Raw genomic sequence first — 15,771 nt, forward strand, 5'->3', positions numbered from 1 at the left:
AAAACAGACCCGCAGTATACAGACTCAATGCCCGGCGGTTTTCGAGAACAGCTGGATCACTACCACGCCCAGCAGGATCAGGCCCATGCCAGCGACGGCAGGCATGTCCAGTTTCTGGCCGTAGACCAGCAGCGCGGCGATGCTGACCAGTACGATGCCCATGCCCGACCAGATGGCGTAGGTAATGCCCACGGGGATGACCCGCACGACCAGGATCAGCATCCAGAACGCTACGGCGTAGCCGCAGATGACCAGGATCAGTGGCAGCGGGGTGCTCAGGCCTTTCACGGCTTTCATGCTGGTGGTGGCGATCACTTCGCAGCAGATGGCAAGCGCCAGGTAGTAGTAGGCAGTCATGATTCAACCCTCTGAAGTTGCCTGCCATTCTAGGGGTAGGGCAGATGGGGTAAAGTGAATACCTATCGCTATTGGAGATAGGTCAGCATGGCTCTTCGATGGAATCTGGAGCAGATCCTGCTATTCGTGCAGGTCGCCGAGCTGCGCTCGTTTTCGGCGGTGGCCCGCCAGCAAGGGCGTGCCCAATCGGCGGTCAGCAGTGCCATCGCATTGCTGGAAGAAGACCTGGGGGTGACGCTGTTCAACCGCAGCAGCGGTCGGCAGCCGCAGTTGACCGAAGCGGGCAGGGCGCTGCTGGAAGAAGGCCGCGAACTGCTGCGCCAGTGCGAACGCCTGGACAGCCGCGCGTTGGCCCTCAACCGCGGCCAGGAAGCGCAATTGCGCGTGGCCCAGGATGAGGCCATGCCCTACCAGCCCGTGCTCGATAGCCTCGAGGACCTGGCTGGCACCTACCCGGCATTGGAGGTGCAGTTGGCCAGCGGTGCCCAGGGCGACGTGGCGCGCAAGCTGGTGGAGCGCCGCGCCGACCTGGGGCTGCTGTTTCACCATGAGCACATGCCGGCGGCATTGGAGCGCCGCGCCCTGGGCAGTGTGGAGATGGTCACGGTGTGCGCCGTCAACCACCCTTTGGCCGCTACTCCGCGCGTCAGCCGCCAGGAGCTGGCCCGCCATCGGCAACTGCTGATCGCCCTGGAAACCAGCCAGTACGCCGGCGGCGACCCCATCAGCCCGCAGGTATGGCGGGCCGACAGTTTTTACGCGATGGCCGAGTTGCTGATGCGCGGTCTGGGCTGGGCGTGGCTGCCGCGTCATGTGGTGCAATACCCCGCGTACCAGCAGCAGATGGTGGAGCTGGCCAGCGAGTGGGTGCCTCCGGCGCTGGTGGTGGAGCTGGTGTGGCGCCGCGATGAGCCGCTGGGCCCAGCGGCACGGCACCTGGCCGAGTGCTTTACCCGCCATCTGCGGGCCATTGGCTGAGCCGTGGCGCGACGGTGCCGTAGCAGTGGACCTGGCCACGTCCCGGGGCGCCGCGCAACGTCAGCACTCACCGAGTGCGATGCCGACGCGGCCGGGTCCGCTGCTACACGCCTTACTTTTCATGCAGAGCCTAGTAAACTCCGCCGCCATGAACAGAACCCTCTATACCTTGCTGTTTCATCTGGGGCTGCCGCTGGTGGCGCTGCGGTTGTGGCTGCGTGCGCGCAAAGCGCCGGCCTACGCCAAGCGCATCGGCGAGCGCTTTGCCCGTAATCTGCCGGCCGTGCCTACCGGCGGTATCTGGGTGCATGCGGTGTCGGTAGGTGAAAGCATCGCCGCCGCACCGATGATTCGGCAGTTGCTGGTGCGCTACCCGCAGTTGCCCATCACCATCACCTGCATGACGCCCACCGGCTCGGAGCGCATCCGGGCGCTGTTCGGCGACGAGCCGCGCGTGCGCCATTGCTACCTGCCCTATGACTTGCCGTGGGCGGCGGGACGTTTCCTCGACCATGTGCAGCCACGCCTGGCGGTCATCATGGAAACCGAACTGTGGCCCAACCATATTCACCAGTGCGCGCTGCGCGGCATTCCCGTGGCCCTTGCCAATGGGAGGTTGTCCGAGCGTTCGGCCCGCGGCTATGGCCGCTTCGCCAAGCTGACGGCGCCCATGCTGGCGCAAATGAGCCTGATTGCCGTGCAGACCGAAACCGAGGCCGAGCGTTTCAGGCAACTGGGCGCGCGGCCCGAATGCGTGCAGGTGACCGGGTCGATCAAGTTCGACCTCAAGGTTGACGGGCAACTGCTGGAGCGTGCCGCCGCGCTGCGCGAGCACTGGCAGGCATCGGGTCGTCCGGTGTGGATCGCGGCGAGCACCCACGAGGGCGAAGACCCAATCATTCTCGACGCCCACCGCCAGGTATTGGCCAGCCACGCCGACGCGCTGTTGATTCTGGTGCCCCGCCACCCGGAACGTTTCAACCCGGTGTTCGAGTCGAGCGTGCAGCAAGGCTTCGCCAGCGTGCGGCGCTCCAGCGGCCAGGCCATCACGGCGCAACACCAGGTGCTGGTGGGCGATACCATGGGCGAGTTGCTGTTCCTCTATGCCCTGGCCGACAGCGCGTTCGTGGGCGGCAGCCTGGTGGCCAATGGCGGGCACAACCTGCTGGAGCCGGCGGCACTGGCCAAGCCGGTGCTCAGCGGCCCGCACCTGTTCAATTTCCAGGAAATCGCCGCCATGCTGCGCGAGGCCAACGCGCTGATCGAAGTCGATGACGCCGCCGGGTTGGCGGTGGCGGTGCGTCAGCTGATCGAGTTGCCGCAAGATGCCCGGCGTATGGGGGTAGCGGGCTTGGCGGTGATGCAGGCCAACCAGGGTGCCCTGGAGCGGCTGCTCACCGCCCTGGGCACACTGCTCAGATAATCCTGCCCCGCCCAGGCGGCGCCAGCTTTACTGCTTTGCGGGCTTGAGCAGTTCCTGCGCCGCTTTGGCCAGGTCTGGCGGCAGGAAGTCCTTGTCAGGGTTGTAGTCGGGCTTCAGCCAGCGCGCCAGGTCCTGCAAGTCTCGCGGGCTGAGGGTGCCTGCCGCCTGCTTGAGGCGCAAGTTGTCGAGAATGTAGTCGTAGCGGCTGTTGTTGTAGTCGCGCACCGACGAGTACAGCTGGCGCTGGGCGTCGAGCACGTCGACGATGTTGCGGGTGCCCACCTGGTAGCCGATCTCGGTAGCCTCCACGGCGCTCTGGTTGGAGATGATCGACTGCTTGCGCGCTTGCACCTGCTCCACATCGGTGTTCACCGCCCGGTGCAGGTTTCGAGTGTTCTCCACCACCTGGCGACGCAAGCCCTCGCGTTGTTGTTCGCTCTGGCTCAGGCGCTGGTAGGCTTCCCGCACCTGGGAACTGGTCAGGCCGCCGCTGTAGAGCGGAATGTTCACCTGCAGGCCGATGGTGCGCTGTTCCACATCACCATGGTACTCCACCCCCGGGTAGGGGCTGGGGTTGCTGAAGCCCAGCAGGTCGTTGTCCCCTTTCTGGTATTTGGCCACCGCATCCACCGTCGGTGCATGGCCGGCCTTGCGCTGGCGCAGGGTTTCCTCGGCGCTGGTCACGGCGTAGGCGCTGGCCTGCAAGTTGAGGTTCTGTTGCGAAGCGGTCTCTACCCACGTCTTGGCATCGTTGGGGCTGGGCGGCAGCACCGGCAATGTGTGGACGATGCCCTGCACCGAGTTGTAATCGCGGTTGGTCAGCGTCACCAGCGCCTCGAAGGCATCGTCGACCTGGCGCTGCGCCACGATCCGGTTGGCGCGCGCGGTATCGTAGCTGGCTTGCGATGACAGCACATCGGTCTTGTCCGACAGGCCGACGTTGAAACGTTCGTTGGACTGGTCCAGCTGGCGTTTGAGGGCGTTCTCTTCGGCCTTGGTGGCCGCCAGGCTGTCCTGGGCGCGCAGTACGTTGAAGTAGTCCTCGGCGGTCTGCAGGATCAGGTTCTGCTCAGTGGCCGAGAGCTGCAAGGCCGCCTGCTCGTTTACCGCCTTGGCGGCCTTCAGCTGGAACCAGCGGTCGGCGCGAAAGATCGGCTGGGCGAGCGTGGCCTGGTACGTGGTGCCGCTACGGGAGGTGGTTTGCGCCGGCTCATCGAGCTGGGTGCGGACATCGGTGATGTCGCTGCCGGCCGACAGGTTGGGCAGCAGCCCGGCCCGTGCCTGGGGCACCACTTCGCTCTGGGCGGCGTAGTCGGCACGGGCAGCGGCCAGGTCGGCGTTGTTGTTCACCGCTTCCTGGTAGACGCTGACCAGGTCGGTGCGGCTGGCCAGAGGGGCGATCTGCGCTGCCACGGCGTTGCACCCACTCGACACGGCAATGGCCAGTGCAATTTTGCGCAGCATGATTCAATCCTTGTCATTAATCGCAGTGCGAGTGTAGATGCCTGCGGGTGGCACAACAATCAGGCATTTACGCCATTTATCGCACATGCACCCTCAAGGGCTTGGCGTTTTGCCGGCTGCGCGTCTAGACTGACGGCGTTCTTGTCGGGGTGCCTTGAGTGAAAGGCTGAGATCGGTTAATCCGGATCCCGTTGAACCTGATCAGGTTAGCGCCTGCGTAGGGAACAAGATTTCTCGTCCTCCCGGCGAGTCCTCTTGTGCTTCGTCCGGGAAAATCGTTCATTTCTTGAGCGGTTTGCGACGGTCCAAGCACAGCACCGCCCCAGGTGCAGTCCGTGCCTTTTCAGGTTCACTCCCGACATTCCACTGCTGGATGCTGTCTGGAGAGCCTGTGATGAGTAAACAAGAAAAAAACCTTGCCCACCTGAGCGAATCGGCCCAGGTCGACGCGCAATCGGTACAACCGTTCACCCGTTCGCAAAAAGTCTATGTGCAGGGCTCGCGCCCGGACATCCGCGTGCCCATGCGTGAAATCAGCCTGGACGTGACCCCCACCGACTTCGGCGGCGAGATCAATGCGCCGGTCACCGTCTATGACACCTCGGGGCCCTACACCGACCCCAACGTCACCATCGACGTACGCAAGGGCCTGGCCGATGTACGCTCGGCCTGGATCGACGACCGTGGCGACACCGAACGCCTGGAAGGCCTGAGCTCGCATTTCGGCCAGCAGCGCCTGAACGACGCCGAATTGACCAAGCTGCGTTTTGCCCATGTGCGCAACCCGCGCCGGGCGAAGGCGGGCGCCAACGTCAGCCAGATGCACTACGCGCGCAAGGGCATCATCACCGCCGAGATGGAATACGTGGCCATCCGCGAAAACATGAAACTGGCCGAGGCCCGCGCCGCCGGCCTGCTCAATGAACAGCACAAGGGCCACAGCTTCGGCGCCAGCATCCCCAAGGAAATCACCGCCGAGTTCGTGCGCGAGGAAATCGCCCGCGGCCGCGCCATCATTCCCGCCAATATCAACCACACCGAGCTGGAGCCGATGATCATCGGCCGCAACTTCCTGGTGAAGATCAACGGCAACATCGGCAACAGCGCCCTGGGGTCTTCCATCGAGGAAGAAGTGGCCAAGCTGACCTGGGGTATTCGCTGGGGCTCGGACACCGTCATGGACCTGTCCACGGGCAAGCACATCCATGAAACCCGCGAGTGGATCATCCGCAACTCGCCCGTGCCGATCGGTACCGTGCCGATCTACCAAGCGCTGGAGAAGGTCAACGGCGTGGCCGAAGACCTGACCTGGGAGCTGTTCCGCGACACCCTGATCGAACAGGCCGAGCAGGGCGTGGACTATTTCACCATCCACGCCGGTGTGTTGCTGCGTTATGTGCCGCTGACCGCCAAGCGGGTGACCGGCATCGTCAGCCGCGGCGGTTCGATCATGGCCAAATGGTGCCTGGCGCACCATAAAGAGAACTTCCTCTACACCCACTTCGACGAAATCTGCGAAATCATGAAGGCCTACGACGTCAGCTTCTCGCTGGGCGACGGCCTGCGCCCCGGTTCCATCGCCGACGCCAACGACGAAGCCCAGTTCGGTGAACTGGAGACCCTGGGCGAGCTGACCAAGATCGCTTGGAAGCACGATGTGCAGTGCATGATCGAAGGGCCAGGCCATGTGCCCATGCAATTGATCAAGGAAAACATGGACAAGCAGCTGGAGTGCTGCGATGAGGCGCCGTTCTACACCCTGGGCCCGCTGACCACTGACATTGCCCCCGGTTACGACCACATCACTTCGGGCATCGGTGCGGCGATGATCGGCTGGTTCGGTTGCGCCATGCTCTGTTATGTCACGCCCAAGGAGCACCTGGGCTTGCCCAACAAGGATGACGTCAAGACCGGCATCATCACCTACAAGATCGCTGCCCATGCCGCCGATCTGGCCAAGGGGCACCCCGGCGCGCAGATCCGCGACAATGCCCTGAGCAAGGCGCGTTTCGAGTTCCGTTGGGAAGACCAGTTCAACCTGGGCCTGGACCCGGACACGGCGCGGGCCTTCCATGACGAAACACTGCCCAAGGACTCGGCCAAGGTCGCGCACTTCTGCTCCATGTGCGGGCCGAAGTTCTGCTCCATGAAGATCACCCAGGAAGTGCGTGAGTACGCCGCCAACCAGAAGATCGAGGCCGTGGATATTTCCATGGAGGAGGGCATGCGCGAGCAAGCCCAGCGGTTCAAGCAGGAAGGTAGCCAGCTGTATCAGAAGGTCTGATTCAGACGCGTGTAACCCTTGCAGGCGCTGGCACGCCAGCGCCTGCAGGTTCTTCAGACAACCCATATCTCTTTCGAGATCCAAATTGAACACACCCAGCCATTACTCCCCGGACGTCGCCGTCCCTTCCTCCCAGCGCGTATTCGGCGCCCGGGACCTGTTTTCCCTGTGGTTTTCACTCGGCATCGGCCTGATGGTGCTGCAGACCGGCGCTTTGCTGGCGCCGGGCCTGGGCCTGTCCGGTTCGCTGTTGGCGATTGGGCTGGGCACCGCCGTTGGCGTGGTGCTGCTGGCGGCTGTCGGCGTGATCGGCAGCGACACCGGCCTGTCGTCCATGGCTGCCTTGCGCCTGAGCCTGGGCCAGTACGGCGCAGCACTGCCGGCGCTGCTCAACCTGCTGCAACTGGTGGGCTGGGGTGCCTTTGAAATCATCGTCATGCGCGATGCCGCCAGCCTGCTGGGCGCGCGCGCCTTCAGCGAAGGCAGCCTGCTGGCGAACCCCGTGCTCTGGACCTTGGTGTTCGGTGCATTAGCCACCCTGCTGGCGGTCAGCGGGCCGTTGACCTTCGTGCGCAAGATCTTGCGCAAATGGGGCATCTGGCTGCTGCTGGCGGCTTGCCTGTGGCTGACCTGGAACCTGTTGGCCAAGGCTGACCTGGGCGGCTTGTGGGCCAAGGCCGGGGACGGCAGCATGACCTTCGCCGTGGGCTTTGACATTGCCATTGCCATGCCGCTGTCGTGGCTGCCACTGATTGCCGACTACTCACGCTTCGGCCGTGCGGCCAAGGGCGTGTTCGGTGGCACCGTGCTGGGTTTCTTCGTGGGCAACCTCTGGCTGATGAGCCTGGGCGTGGCCTACACCCTGGCGTTTGCGCCCAGCGGCGAGACCAATGCCCTGCTGCTGGCCCTGGCAGGCGCCGGGCTGGGTATTCCGTTGCTGCTGATTCTGCTGGACGAGTCCGAGAATGCCTTTGCCGACATCCACTCGGCGGCGGTATCCACCGGCTTGCTGGTGCGCTTGAAAGTCGAGCACCTGGCCCTGGCCATCGGCGTCATCTGCACACTGATCGCCTGCTTCGCGCCCCTGGCCCAGTACCAGAACTTTCTGCTGTTGATCGGCTCGGTGTTCGCGCCGCTGTTCGGCGTGGTGCTGGTCGACCACTTCATCCTGCGCAAGCGCAGCAGCCAGGCCCAGGCCGTGCCGCTGCGTTGGACCGCACTGGTGGCCTGGGGGGGCGGCATCGCCACCTACCACGTGCTGGCCAACCTCTACCCCGAGGTGGGCGCTACCTTGCCGGCATTGCTGCTGGCCGGCATGCTGCACGCGGTGCTGGCAGTCATCAGCCGCGGCCGGGAAACAGTTCCGGCCTGATCACGCCATTGAGGCGCAGGTAGTCGACCTTGATCTCCGGCTGGCCCAGGGCGTATGGCGCGATGGTGTCCACGTCATACTTGAGGATGACGCCACCGTAGGTCAGGGCGATGTGCGGCGTTTGCTTGAAAGGCCAGTCGTGGACGAACTTGGGGTCGCTGGCCAGGCCGCGGGTCGTCAACCAGCCGCGGTGTGCTTCTTCGGCGGCTTTCCAGAAGGTCGCTTCCTGGCCTGGCACCAGCATGTCCTGCAATGTCAGCACCTTATGCTGCTGGCGCGACCAGTTGATGAAACCGCGTCCTGGCGTGCCGTGAGGCGCGCCGGTATCCAGGTAGCTGGACACTTCGATGATCACCAGGCCGTCATGCTGCTCGCGTACCTTCGATTGCAGGTAGCTGCCATAGCCCGTCGGCGCCTGGCTGAGGAAGGTGTTTTCGTAGGCCTTCAGCGAGGCAGGCAGCGGTGCGTCGTTGCTGGTGCGGGTCAATTGCAGCAGGCGGCGCTCGATGATCGGGTCAAGGTCTGGCTCGTCGGGAAAGTGGATCACGTCCAGGTTCACCAGCGGGCAGTCCGGCGTGGTGCAGCCGGGCTTGGTGTGTTCCCAGGCATCACGCTTGGTTTGCAGCGCAGTGTGCATGTTCGGCTGGAACAGGCTCTGGCAGGCGCCCAGTGTCAGGGCCACGCAGGCCATGGCCGTGAATTTCAGAAGCGACATGGTGTTCCTTGAAGTTCAGGAAGGGGGTTGCGGGCAAATGCTGCCGTGCTTCGACTCTCGACGCCGGCTTCAGTTCGCCACTAAGCTCAATAGTATCGGGCCAGGGGCTTGCCGCCTATCTTGCCGCTCGCGGATCGGTCTTGAAAGGGGCTGCAAACGGGCGACATCACAGTTAGGATGGCGCGAAGCTGCACGGATGATGACGAGGTTTTACATGACAGACAGGGCCCAGCCGACCAAGGTCGAGATACTCAAGCGCGAGAACTGCTACAAAGGTTTCTACCAGCTTGACCGCCTGCACCTGCGCCACGAACTGTTCGACGGCGGCACCAGCAAGGAGATGACCCGCGAAGTATTCGTGCGCCATGACGCGGTATGCGTGCTGCCCTACGACCCCAAGCGAGATGAAGTGGTGCTGCTGGAGCAGTTTCGCGTTGGTTCCATGCTCAAGACCGCCAACCCGTGGCTGGTGGAGATGGTTGCCGGTCTGATCGACAAGGCCGAGCAACCGGAAGAAGTTGCGCACCGCGAAGCCGAGGAGGAAGCTGGACTGACGTTGCAGGCGCTCTGGCCGATCACCAAGTACTTCCCTTCGCCGGGCGGCAGCAACGAATTCGTGCACCTGTACCTGGGGCATTGCAGCAGCGAAGGCGTGGGCGGCCTGTTCGGCCTGAAAGAGGAAAACGAGGACATCCGCGTCACGGTCTGGGCATTCGAAGACGCCCTGCAAGCCGTGCGCGATGGCAAGATCATCAACGCGGCCACGATCATCGCCATTCAATGGCTGGCGCTGAACCGCGAGGAAGTCAGGGGGCTGTGGAAGTGAACCTGTTGCGCGAACGCTACCGCGTCGATCTGGTCGGCCTGCAGGCAGCCTGCGAGGCCAACTATGCGCGGCTGATGCGCCTGTTGCCGAACATGCGCCACGAGCAGCATTCGCGCAAAGTGGCCATGACCCAGGGCGAGCAGATGCTCGGCGTGCTCACCCTGGAAGTGGTGCTGGCCTGCCCCTATACCACCACCCTGCGGGTGCGTCAGGAACATAGCCTGCCGTGGCTGCCGGTGCCGCAGCTGGAAGTGCAGGTCTACCATGATGCGCGCATGGCTGAAGTGGTCAGCGCCGAGCACGCCCGGCGTTTTCGCAGTGTGTACCCGTACCCCAATGCCAGCATGCACCAGCCGGACGAGAAGGCTCAGTTGAACCTGTTCCTGGGGGAATGGTTGAGCCATTGCCTGGCGTGTGGGCATGAGTATGAGTATGTCCGCTGAGCCATGCCCTCGCGTCAGCCCCTGGTTGCCTTCAGCGCCGTTTTGAAGGCCTTGAGGTCGGCCGCAGCGAACATCAGGTGGCGGCCTGCGGTCGAGAACTCAGCCCCGCGCAGCGAAGATTTTCATCCCCAGATGTGAGCCAAGTCCCCCATGAGGTTTGCCCCCCGCCCGCATCCCCACCATAATCCAGGCTGATCCCCGCCCAAGGAGACGGCCTTGCCGAGCGCACCTCTACCTACCGCCGATACACCTGTGCTGCTGGTGCAGATTTCCGACAGCCACCTGTTTGCCGAAGCGCACGGCACCCTGCTGGGCCTGAATACCGCTGACAGCCTGGCGCGCGTGGTGGAAAAGGTGTTGGCCGAGCAGCCGCACATCGACCTCGTAGTGGCCAGCGGCGACCTTTCCCAGGACGGTAGCGTGGAGTCGTACCGGCGTTTCGAGCAGCTCACCGCGCCAATCAACGCACCAAAGCGCTGGTTCGCCGGTAACCACGACGAACCGCTGCCTATGGAGCAGGCTGCCACGGGCCAGGATTACCTGAGCCCGGTGGTCGACCTGGGCAACTGGCGCATTACCCTGCTGGACTCTTCGGTTCCCGGCTCGGTCCCCGGCTACCTCGCCGACGACCAATTGCAGCTGCTGGCCCAGGCCCTCAGCGAGGCGCCGCAGCGCCATCACCTGATCTGCTTCCACCACCACCCGGTCTCCATCGACTGCAAATGGATGGAGCCCATCGGCCTGCGCAATCCCCATGCGCTGTTCGAGGTCCTCGACCGCTTCCCCCAGGCCCGCGCGGTGTTGTGGGGTCACATCCATCAGGATTTCGAGCGCGAGCGCAACGGCGTCCGCCTGATCGCTTCGCCATCCACCTGCATCCAGTTCAAGCCGGGCAGCGAGGATTTCGCCCTGGATGAGCTGGCGCCGGGGTATCGGTGGCTGCGGTTGCTGCCGGACGGCAGGATCGAGACTGAGGTTTCGCGGGTGGAGGGGTTTGAGTTCACGCCGGATATGGGGGCGGATGGGTACTGACGCGAACTTTGCGGCTATGGGGCGTCATTGGCGATCGTGCTGCTAATAAGGAGTTTGCATGTGGCTTAAGCGTCTGCTGGACAAAATTGATGAGCGGCTGCCTTCCCGCAGACAGGCCGCGTCGTTTCAGGTTGAACAGAACGAGCTCGTGGTATTGCGAAATGGGTGTGAGCCGCAGCGCTATTCCGCCACCGAAATAACGGATGTATACGCCCTTCGGCGTGAGCTCTATGTCGAGGACTGCTTATCATTGGTCATCGAATTCACTGGAGGTGCGCAGCTCGAGGTCGACGAAGGTTCACCGGGATGGGTGGAATTGGGTATCGGCCTGGCGCGATTGAAAGGGTGCCAGGTCAATGAACTTTGGTTTCTGGAGGTATTGCAGGCTGAGCCAGGCAAGCGGGTGCCGGTAGTGTTATAAATGTCGAGCCCCTGCAGTTATCCACAGGGGCCGCGTTACAGCATCAGTCGGCGCGGGTTGCCGCTGCTAGATCATCCACAATGGCCTTGGCATCAATCATTAGCGCTGTTGCACCTTCGTAACCGGGCCAAGCCCAGGCCGCTGTTGTGAAGCGGCGGACGGAACACCTTCAACCTCAAGATGCTTGGCACCTGCCTGTAGCCGCTGCCGGTCAGGTTACGCTGGCCTTCGGGTACGCTGAAGATCTGCAGTGGGCCACTCGGCCCGCGCAGCCTGGCGGCAGCGGCTACAGGCTTGGGCGCGTAATATATCGTTGCCAAACATCTCAACCTGCCTAATCCCCCCATCCCACGGTAAACTGGCGCTCTTTTGCTCGGGAGGTGTCGGCGTGGCAGGTTCCATTCTCTATATACACGGGTTGAACAGCGCGCCGGCGTCGAAGAAGGCCAGCACCCTGGTCGAGGTCATGCAGCGCATGGGACTGGAAGAGCAGTTGCGCGTGCCGGCGCTGCACCATCACCCGCGCCAGGCCATTGGCCAGCTGGAGGCGGCGATCGCCGAGCTGGGCGCGCCCTTGCTGGTGGGAAGCTCGCTGGGCGGCTACTATGCCACTCACTTGGCCGAGCGCCACGGGCTCAAGGCCCTGCTGATCAACCCGGTGGTCAACCCGCACCGCCTGTTCGACGGATTCCTGGGTACCCAGCAAAACCTGTATACCGGTGAGCGCTGGGAATTGACCCTGGACCACGTGGATGCGCTCGGCGAGCTGGAAGTAGCGGCCCCGCAAGACCCCCAGCGCTATCAAGTGTGGCTGCAAACCGCCGATGAAACCCTTGATTACCGCCAGGCAGAGCGCTTCTACCGTGCCTGCGCATTGCGCATCCAGGCCGGCGGCGACCATGGGTACCAAGGCTTTGGCGCGCAACTGCCGAGCTTGCTGAATTTCGCCGGGATCGAACCCGGGCTGTACCGCGGCATCGATTTTGCCCAGCTTTGAGCTGCTTATTTTTCATGAACGACTGACGACGAGAACCCATGGCCAATCCCAGCGCTAGCTCTTATAACGCAGACGCCATCGAAGTCCTCTCGGGCCTCGACCCGGTGCGCAAACGCCCGGGCATGTACACCGACACCACGCGGCCTAACCACCTGGCCCAGGAAGTCATCGACAACAGTGTCGACGAAGCGCTGGCTGGCCACGCCAAGTCGATCCAGGTCATCCTGCACGCCGACCACTCGCTGGAAGTAAGCGACGACGGCCGCGGCATGCCTGTGGATATCCACCCCGAAGAAGGCGTCAGCGGTGTCGAACTGATCCTCACCAAGCTGCACGCGGGCGGCAAGTTCTCCAACAAGAACTACCAGTTCTCCGGCGGCCTGCACGGCGTGGGCATTTCCGTGGTCAACGCCCTGTCCAACCAGGTGCGGGTCAAGGTCAAGCGCGACGGCAACGAGTACCAGATGACCTTCGCCGATGGCTTCAAGGCCACCGACCTTGAGGTGATTGGTACCGTTGGCAAGCGCAACACCGGTACCAGCGTGTATTTCGCCCCGGACCCCAAGTATTTCGATTCGCCGAAGTTCTCGGTCAGCCGCCTCAAGCACGTGCTCAAGGCCAAGGCGGTGCTATGCCCTGGCCTGTTGGTCACCTTTGAAGACAAAGGCACTGGCGAGAAGGTGGAGTGGCATTACGAAGACGGTTTGCGCTCGTACCTGGTGGATGCCGTCACCGAATTCAGCCGCCTGCCTGACGAGCCATTCTGCGGCAGCCTGGCGGGCAACAAGGAGGCGGTGGACTGGGCTTTGCTGTGGCTGCCCGAGGGCGGCGACAGTGTGCAGGAAAGCTACGTCAACCTGATCCCCACCGCCCAGGGCGGCACCCATGTCAATGGCCTGCGCCAGGGCCTGCTGGACGCGATGCGCGAGTTCTGCGAATTCCGCAACCTGCTGCCGCGCGGCCTGAAACTGGCGCCGGAAGACATCTGGGAGCGCATTGCCTTCGTCCTGTCGATGAAGATGCAGGACGCCCAGTTTTCCGGCCAGACCAAGGAACGCCTGTCGTCCCGTGAAGCGGCCGCCTTCGTTTCCGGGGTGGTCAAGGACGCCTTCAGCCTGTGGTTGAACGCCCACCCCGAACTGGGCATGCAACTGGCCGAGCTGGCCATCAGCAACGCCGGCCGGCGCTTGAAGGCCAGCAAGAAGGTCGAGCGCAAGCGCATCACCCAAGGCCCGGCGTTGCCAGGCAAGCTGGCCGACTGCGCCGGCCAGGACCCGATGCGTTCCGAGCTGTTCCTGGTGGAAGGTGACTCCGCCGGTGGCTCCGCCAAGCAGGCGCGCGACAAGGAATACCAGGCCATCCTGCCGTTGCGCGGCAAGATCCTCAACACCTGGGAAGTGGACGGCAGCGAAGTGCTGGCCAGCCAGGAAGTGCACAACATCGCCGTGGCCATTGGCGTCGACCCAGGCGCGGCGGACATGAGCCAGCTGCGCTATGGCAAGATCTGCATCCTCGCCGACGCCGACTCCGACGGCCTGCACATCGCTACCTTGCTGTGCGCGCTGTTCGTCCAGCATTTCCGCCCGCTGGTGGACGCCGGTCACGTCTACGTGGCCATGCCGCCGCTGTACCGTATCGACCTGGGCAAGGAAATCTACTATGCCCTGGACGAGGCCGAGCGCGACGGTATTCTCGACCGCCTGGTGGCGGAAAAGAAACGCGGCAAGCCCCAGGTCACCCGATTCAAGGGCCTGGGTGAGATGAACCCGCCGCAACTGCGCGAAACCACCATGGACCCCAACACCCGCCGCCTGGTGCAACTGACCCTGGACGACTTCGCCCAGGCCTCGGAGATCATGGACATGCTGCTGGCCAAGAAACGTGCGGGCGACCGCAAGTCCTGGCTGGAGTCCAAAGGCAACCTGGCCGAGGTGCTGACCTGATGCGAGCTGCGTTGGCAGCCCTGCTGCTGACCTTTTTGCCGCTGCTGGCCCATGCCGAGCCGGTCGAGGAACTCAAGCTGCTCGCCGAACACCCGGTGGACGGCATGGTGGGTGGCAACCTTTCGGGGTTGGCGCTGTGCGGGGACCGCCTGTGGACAGAATCCGACCGCGATGACGGGCTGATCTACCGCCTGGACGTCAGTGAGCCGGTGTGGAAGGCCGAGCAGCTGGCCATTGACGTGCCGCCTCCGCCCGCCGACACCGGCTTGCCGCTGATGCTGCGGGCCACGGCCCATGCGGCATCGGTGATTCGTGGCGGTATCCTCGATTTCGAAGGCATCACCTGCGACGGCGCGGGCAACCGTTACCTGGTCAGTGAAGGCTATGCGGCCGTGTTGAAGGTCCCTGTGGAAGGCAAACCGTCCTGGTTGAAAATTGACCCGGCGATCATCCGTGAGGCTCACGCCCAAGGCATGCTGCGCCGTTTCAACGCCATTTTCGAAGGCCTGACCATCAATGCCGCGGGTGACCACCTGTGGCTGGCGGCCGAGCGCCAGAACCGCGGGGTGCTGTCCGTCTACAGGCAGCCCGGCGGCACCTGGGGCTGCCACGGCACGTGCATCCTGCTCAACGAGGGCGGCGAGGAGATGCAGCCGGCGCAGTTGCCGGGTGCCCACAAGGCGGCCCGCGACTTCTCCGACCTGGCCTTGTACAACGGCAAGCTATACACCCTGGAGCGCAACATCTTCCAGATCTGCCGGCGTAATCTGCAAACGGCACTGAAGGAACACTGCTGGTCGTTCGCCGATGAGGCATTGATCCCGCAGCGCCAGTACGCGCAGAAATACGGCTTGGCCGAGGCATTGGTGGTAGATGCCACCGGCGCCTGGGTGGGTGTGGACAACAACGACTGGACCCGCGCCGATGGCGAAGCCCGGCCGATCGTCTGGCGTTTCGCCGCGCCTCGGGGCGGCTGGGATGTGGCGCCGTGAGCCAGCAGCCTGCGGGCAAGCGTGCCGGGCGGATTTTCATGATCCTGGCCTGGGCGGCCTTGCTGTTCCTGGCCACCCGCTATTTCGGCCATTTGCAGCAGCAGCGCGAGAACCCCAACCCGGTGGTCGCCAGTGAACATGGCCAGGGTTACATCGAAGTGCGCCTGGCCAGCAATGGCCAGGGTCATTTCGTGGCCAGCGGCGCGATCAACGGCACCGCGGTACAGTTTATGCTCGACACCGGCGCCACCGACGTAGCGGTGGGCAAGTCCCTGGCCGAGCAGCTGAAACTGCCTTACGGCTACCCGATCACGGTCAATACCGCCAATGGCCAGGCCCAGGGCTATCGCACGCGCCTGGCCAGCCTGCGACTGGGCGATATCGTGCTCAAGGACGTACGCGCCGTGGCCATCCCGGACATGGATGGCGACCAGGTGCTGCTCGGCATGAGCGCCCTGAAACAACTCGAATTTTCCCAGCGCGGTGGCACCATGCTGCTGCGCCAGACTACACAATGATGAGGC

Annotated in this window: 15 protein-coding genes and 1 riboswitch; of the genes, 12 read left to right on the top strand and 3 right to left on the bottom strand. The window is 63.7% G+C overall.

Features of this window, described 5'->3' with window-relative positions; all coding sequences use genetic code 11:
* Positions 1 to 24: 24 nt before the first annotated feature.
* Complete coding sequence (locus HWQ56_RS02595; protein ID WP_158157198.1) at positions 25 to 357, bottom strand: DMT family transporter; 333 nt, start codon at positions 355 to 357, stop codon at positions 25 to 27.
* A gap of 87 nt (positions 358 to 444) precedes the next feature.
* Here HWQ56_RS02595 and HWQ56_RS02600 point away from each other — a divergent pair, with 87 nt between their 5' ends.
* Positions 445 to 1,335 carry a LysR family transcriptional regulator gene (locus tag HWQ56_RS02600; protein ID WP_158157200.1) on the top strand — a complete coding sequence of 297 codons (891 nt, stop codon included), beginning with the start codon at positions 445 to 447 and terminating at the stop codon, positions 1,333 to 1,335.
* Positions 1,336 to 1,483: 148 nt separating this feature from the next.
* A complete protein-coding gene (gene waaA / locus HWQ56_RS02605) occupies positions 1,484 to 2,758 on the top strand; it encodes a lipid IV(A) 3-deoxy-D-manno-octulosonic acid transferase (protein ID WP_158157202.1) in 1,275 nt (424 codons plus the stop codon).
* Between the two features lie 27 nt (positions 2,759 to 2,785).
* On the opposite strand, the gene HWQ56_RS02610 is transcribed toward waaA, so the two are convergent.
* The gene (locus HWQ56_RS02610; RefSeq protein ID WP_158157204.1) at positions 2,786 to 4,222 is read right to left on the bottom strand and encodes a TolC family outer membrane protein; all 1,437 of its coding nucleotides are present in this window, start codon (positions 4,220 to 4,222) and stop codon (positions 2,786 to 2,788) included.
* Positions 4,223 to 4,357: 135 nt separating this feature from the next.
* Positions 4,358 to 4,463, top strand: a riboswitch (TPP riboswitch).
* A gap of 153 nt (positions 4,464 to 4,616) precedes the next feature.
* On the opposite strand from HWQ56_RS02610, the gene thiC reads away from it, so the two are divergent.
* Both thiC and cytX read left to right on the top strand, forming a co-directional pair.
* The gene (gene thiC / locus HWQ56_RS02615) at positions 4,617 to 6,506 is read left to right on the top strand and encodes a phosphomethylpyrimidine synthase ThiC (protein WP_158157206.1); all 1,890 of its coding nucleotides are present in this window, start codon (positions 4,617 to 4,619) and stop codon (positions 6,504 to 6,506) included.
* Positions 6,507 to 6,591: 85 nt separating this feature from the next.
* The gene (gene cytX / locus HWQ56_RS02620) at positions 6,592 to 7,878 is read left to right on the top strand and encodes a putative hydroxymethylpyrimidine transporter CytX (RefSeq protein WP_176569720.1); all 1,287 of its coding nucleotides are present in this window, start codon (positions 6,592 to 6,594) and stop codon (positions 7,876 to 7,878) included.
* On the opposite strand, the gene HWQ56_RS02625 is transcribed toward cytX, so the two are convergent.
* On the bottom strand, positions 7,847 to 8,593 hold the full coding sequence (locus HWQ56_RS02625; RefSeq protein ID WP_176569721.1) for a DUF3298 domain-containing protein: 747 nt from the start codon (positions 8,591 to 8,593) through the stop codon (positions 7,847 to 7,849). The genes cytX and HWQ56_RS02625 overlap by 32 nt on opposite strands.
* A 214-nt stretch (positions 8,594 to 8,807) precedes the next feature.
* Between HWQ56_RS02625 and HWQ56_RS02630 the strand changes: the two genes are divergently transcribed.
* The 8 genes from HWQ56_RS02630 to HWQ56_RS02665 all read left to right on the top strand — a co-directional run bounded on the left by HWQ56_RS02630 (position 8,808) and on the right by HWQ56_RS02665 (position 15,765).
* Entirely contained in the window at positions 8,808 to 9,419 is a 612-nt protein-coding gene (locus HWQ56_RS02630; protein WP_158157212.1) for an NUDIX domain-containing protein, read from the top strand.
* Positions 9,410 to 9,862, top strand: a complete 453-nt coding sequence (locus HWQ56_RS02635) for a DUF1249 domain-containing protein (protein WP_158157214.1) — start codon at positions 9,410 to 9,412, stop codon at positions 9,860 to 9,862. Before HWQ56_RS02630 ends, HWQ56_RS02635 begins: the two co-directional genes overlap by 10 nt.
* A 216-nt stretch (positions 9,863 to 10,078) precedes the next feature.
* A complete protein-coding gene (gene cpdA, locus HWQ56_RS02640; RefSeq protein ID WP_176569722.1) occupies positions 10,079 to 10,894 on the top strand; it encodes a 3',5'-cyclic-AMP phosphodiesterase in 816 nt (271 codons plus the stop codon).
* Between the two features lie 58 nt (positions 10,895 to 10,952).
* On the top strand, positions 10,953 to 11,315 hold the full coding sequence (locus HWQ56_RS02645) for a hypothetical protein (RefSeq protein WP_176569723.1): 363 nt from the start codon (positions 10,953 to 10,955) through the stop codon (positions 11,313 to 11,315).
* A 388-nt stretch (positions 11,316 to 11,703) separates the two neighbouring features.
* Complete coding sequence (locus HWQ56_RS02650) at positions 11,704 to 12,312, top strand: YqiA/YcfP family alpha/beta fold hydrolase (RefSeq protein WP_176569724.1); 609 nt, start codon at positions 11,704 to 11,706, stop codon at positions 12,310 to 12,312.
* Between the two features lie 38 nt (positions 12,313 to 12,350).
* Positions 12,351 to 14,255 carry a DNA topoisomerase IV subunit B gene (gene parE, locus HWQ56_RS02655; RefSeq protein ID WP_176569725.1) on the top strand — a complete coding sequence of 635 codons (1,905 nt, stop codon included), beginning with the start codon at positions 12,351 to 12,353 and terminating at the stop codon, positions 14,253 to 14,255.
* Complete coding sequence (locus HWQ56_RS02660; RefSeq protein WP_176569726.1) at positions 14,255 to 15,247, top strand: esterase-like activity of phytase family protein; 993 nt, start codon at positions 14,255 to 14,257, stop codon at positions 15,245 to 15,247. The genes parE and HWQ56_RS02660 overlap by 1 nt, the downstream gene beginning before the upstream one ends.
* The gene (locus HWQ56_RS02665; protein ID WP_158158653.1) at positions 15,244 to 15,765 is read left to right on the top strand and encodes a retropepsin-like aspartic protease family protein; all 522 of its coding nucleotides are present in this window, start codon (positions 15,244 to 15,246) and stop codon (positions 15,763 to 15,765) included. The genes HWQ56_RS02660 and HWQ56_RS02665 overlap by 4 nt, the downstream gene beginning before the upstream one ends.
* Positions 15,766 to 15,771 lie beyond the last annotated feature (6 nt).

The organism is Pseudomonas eucalypticola, assembly GCF_013374995.1.
GTDB classification, from domain to species: Bacteria; Pseudomonadota; Gammaproteobacteria; order Pseudomonadales; family Pseudomonadaceae; genus Aquipseudomonas; species Aquipseudomonas eucalypticola.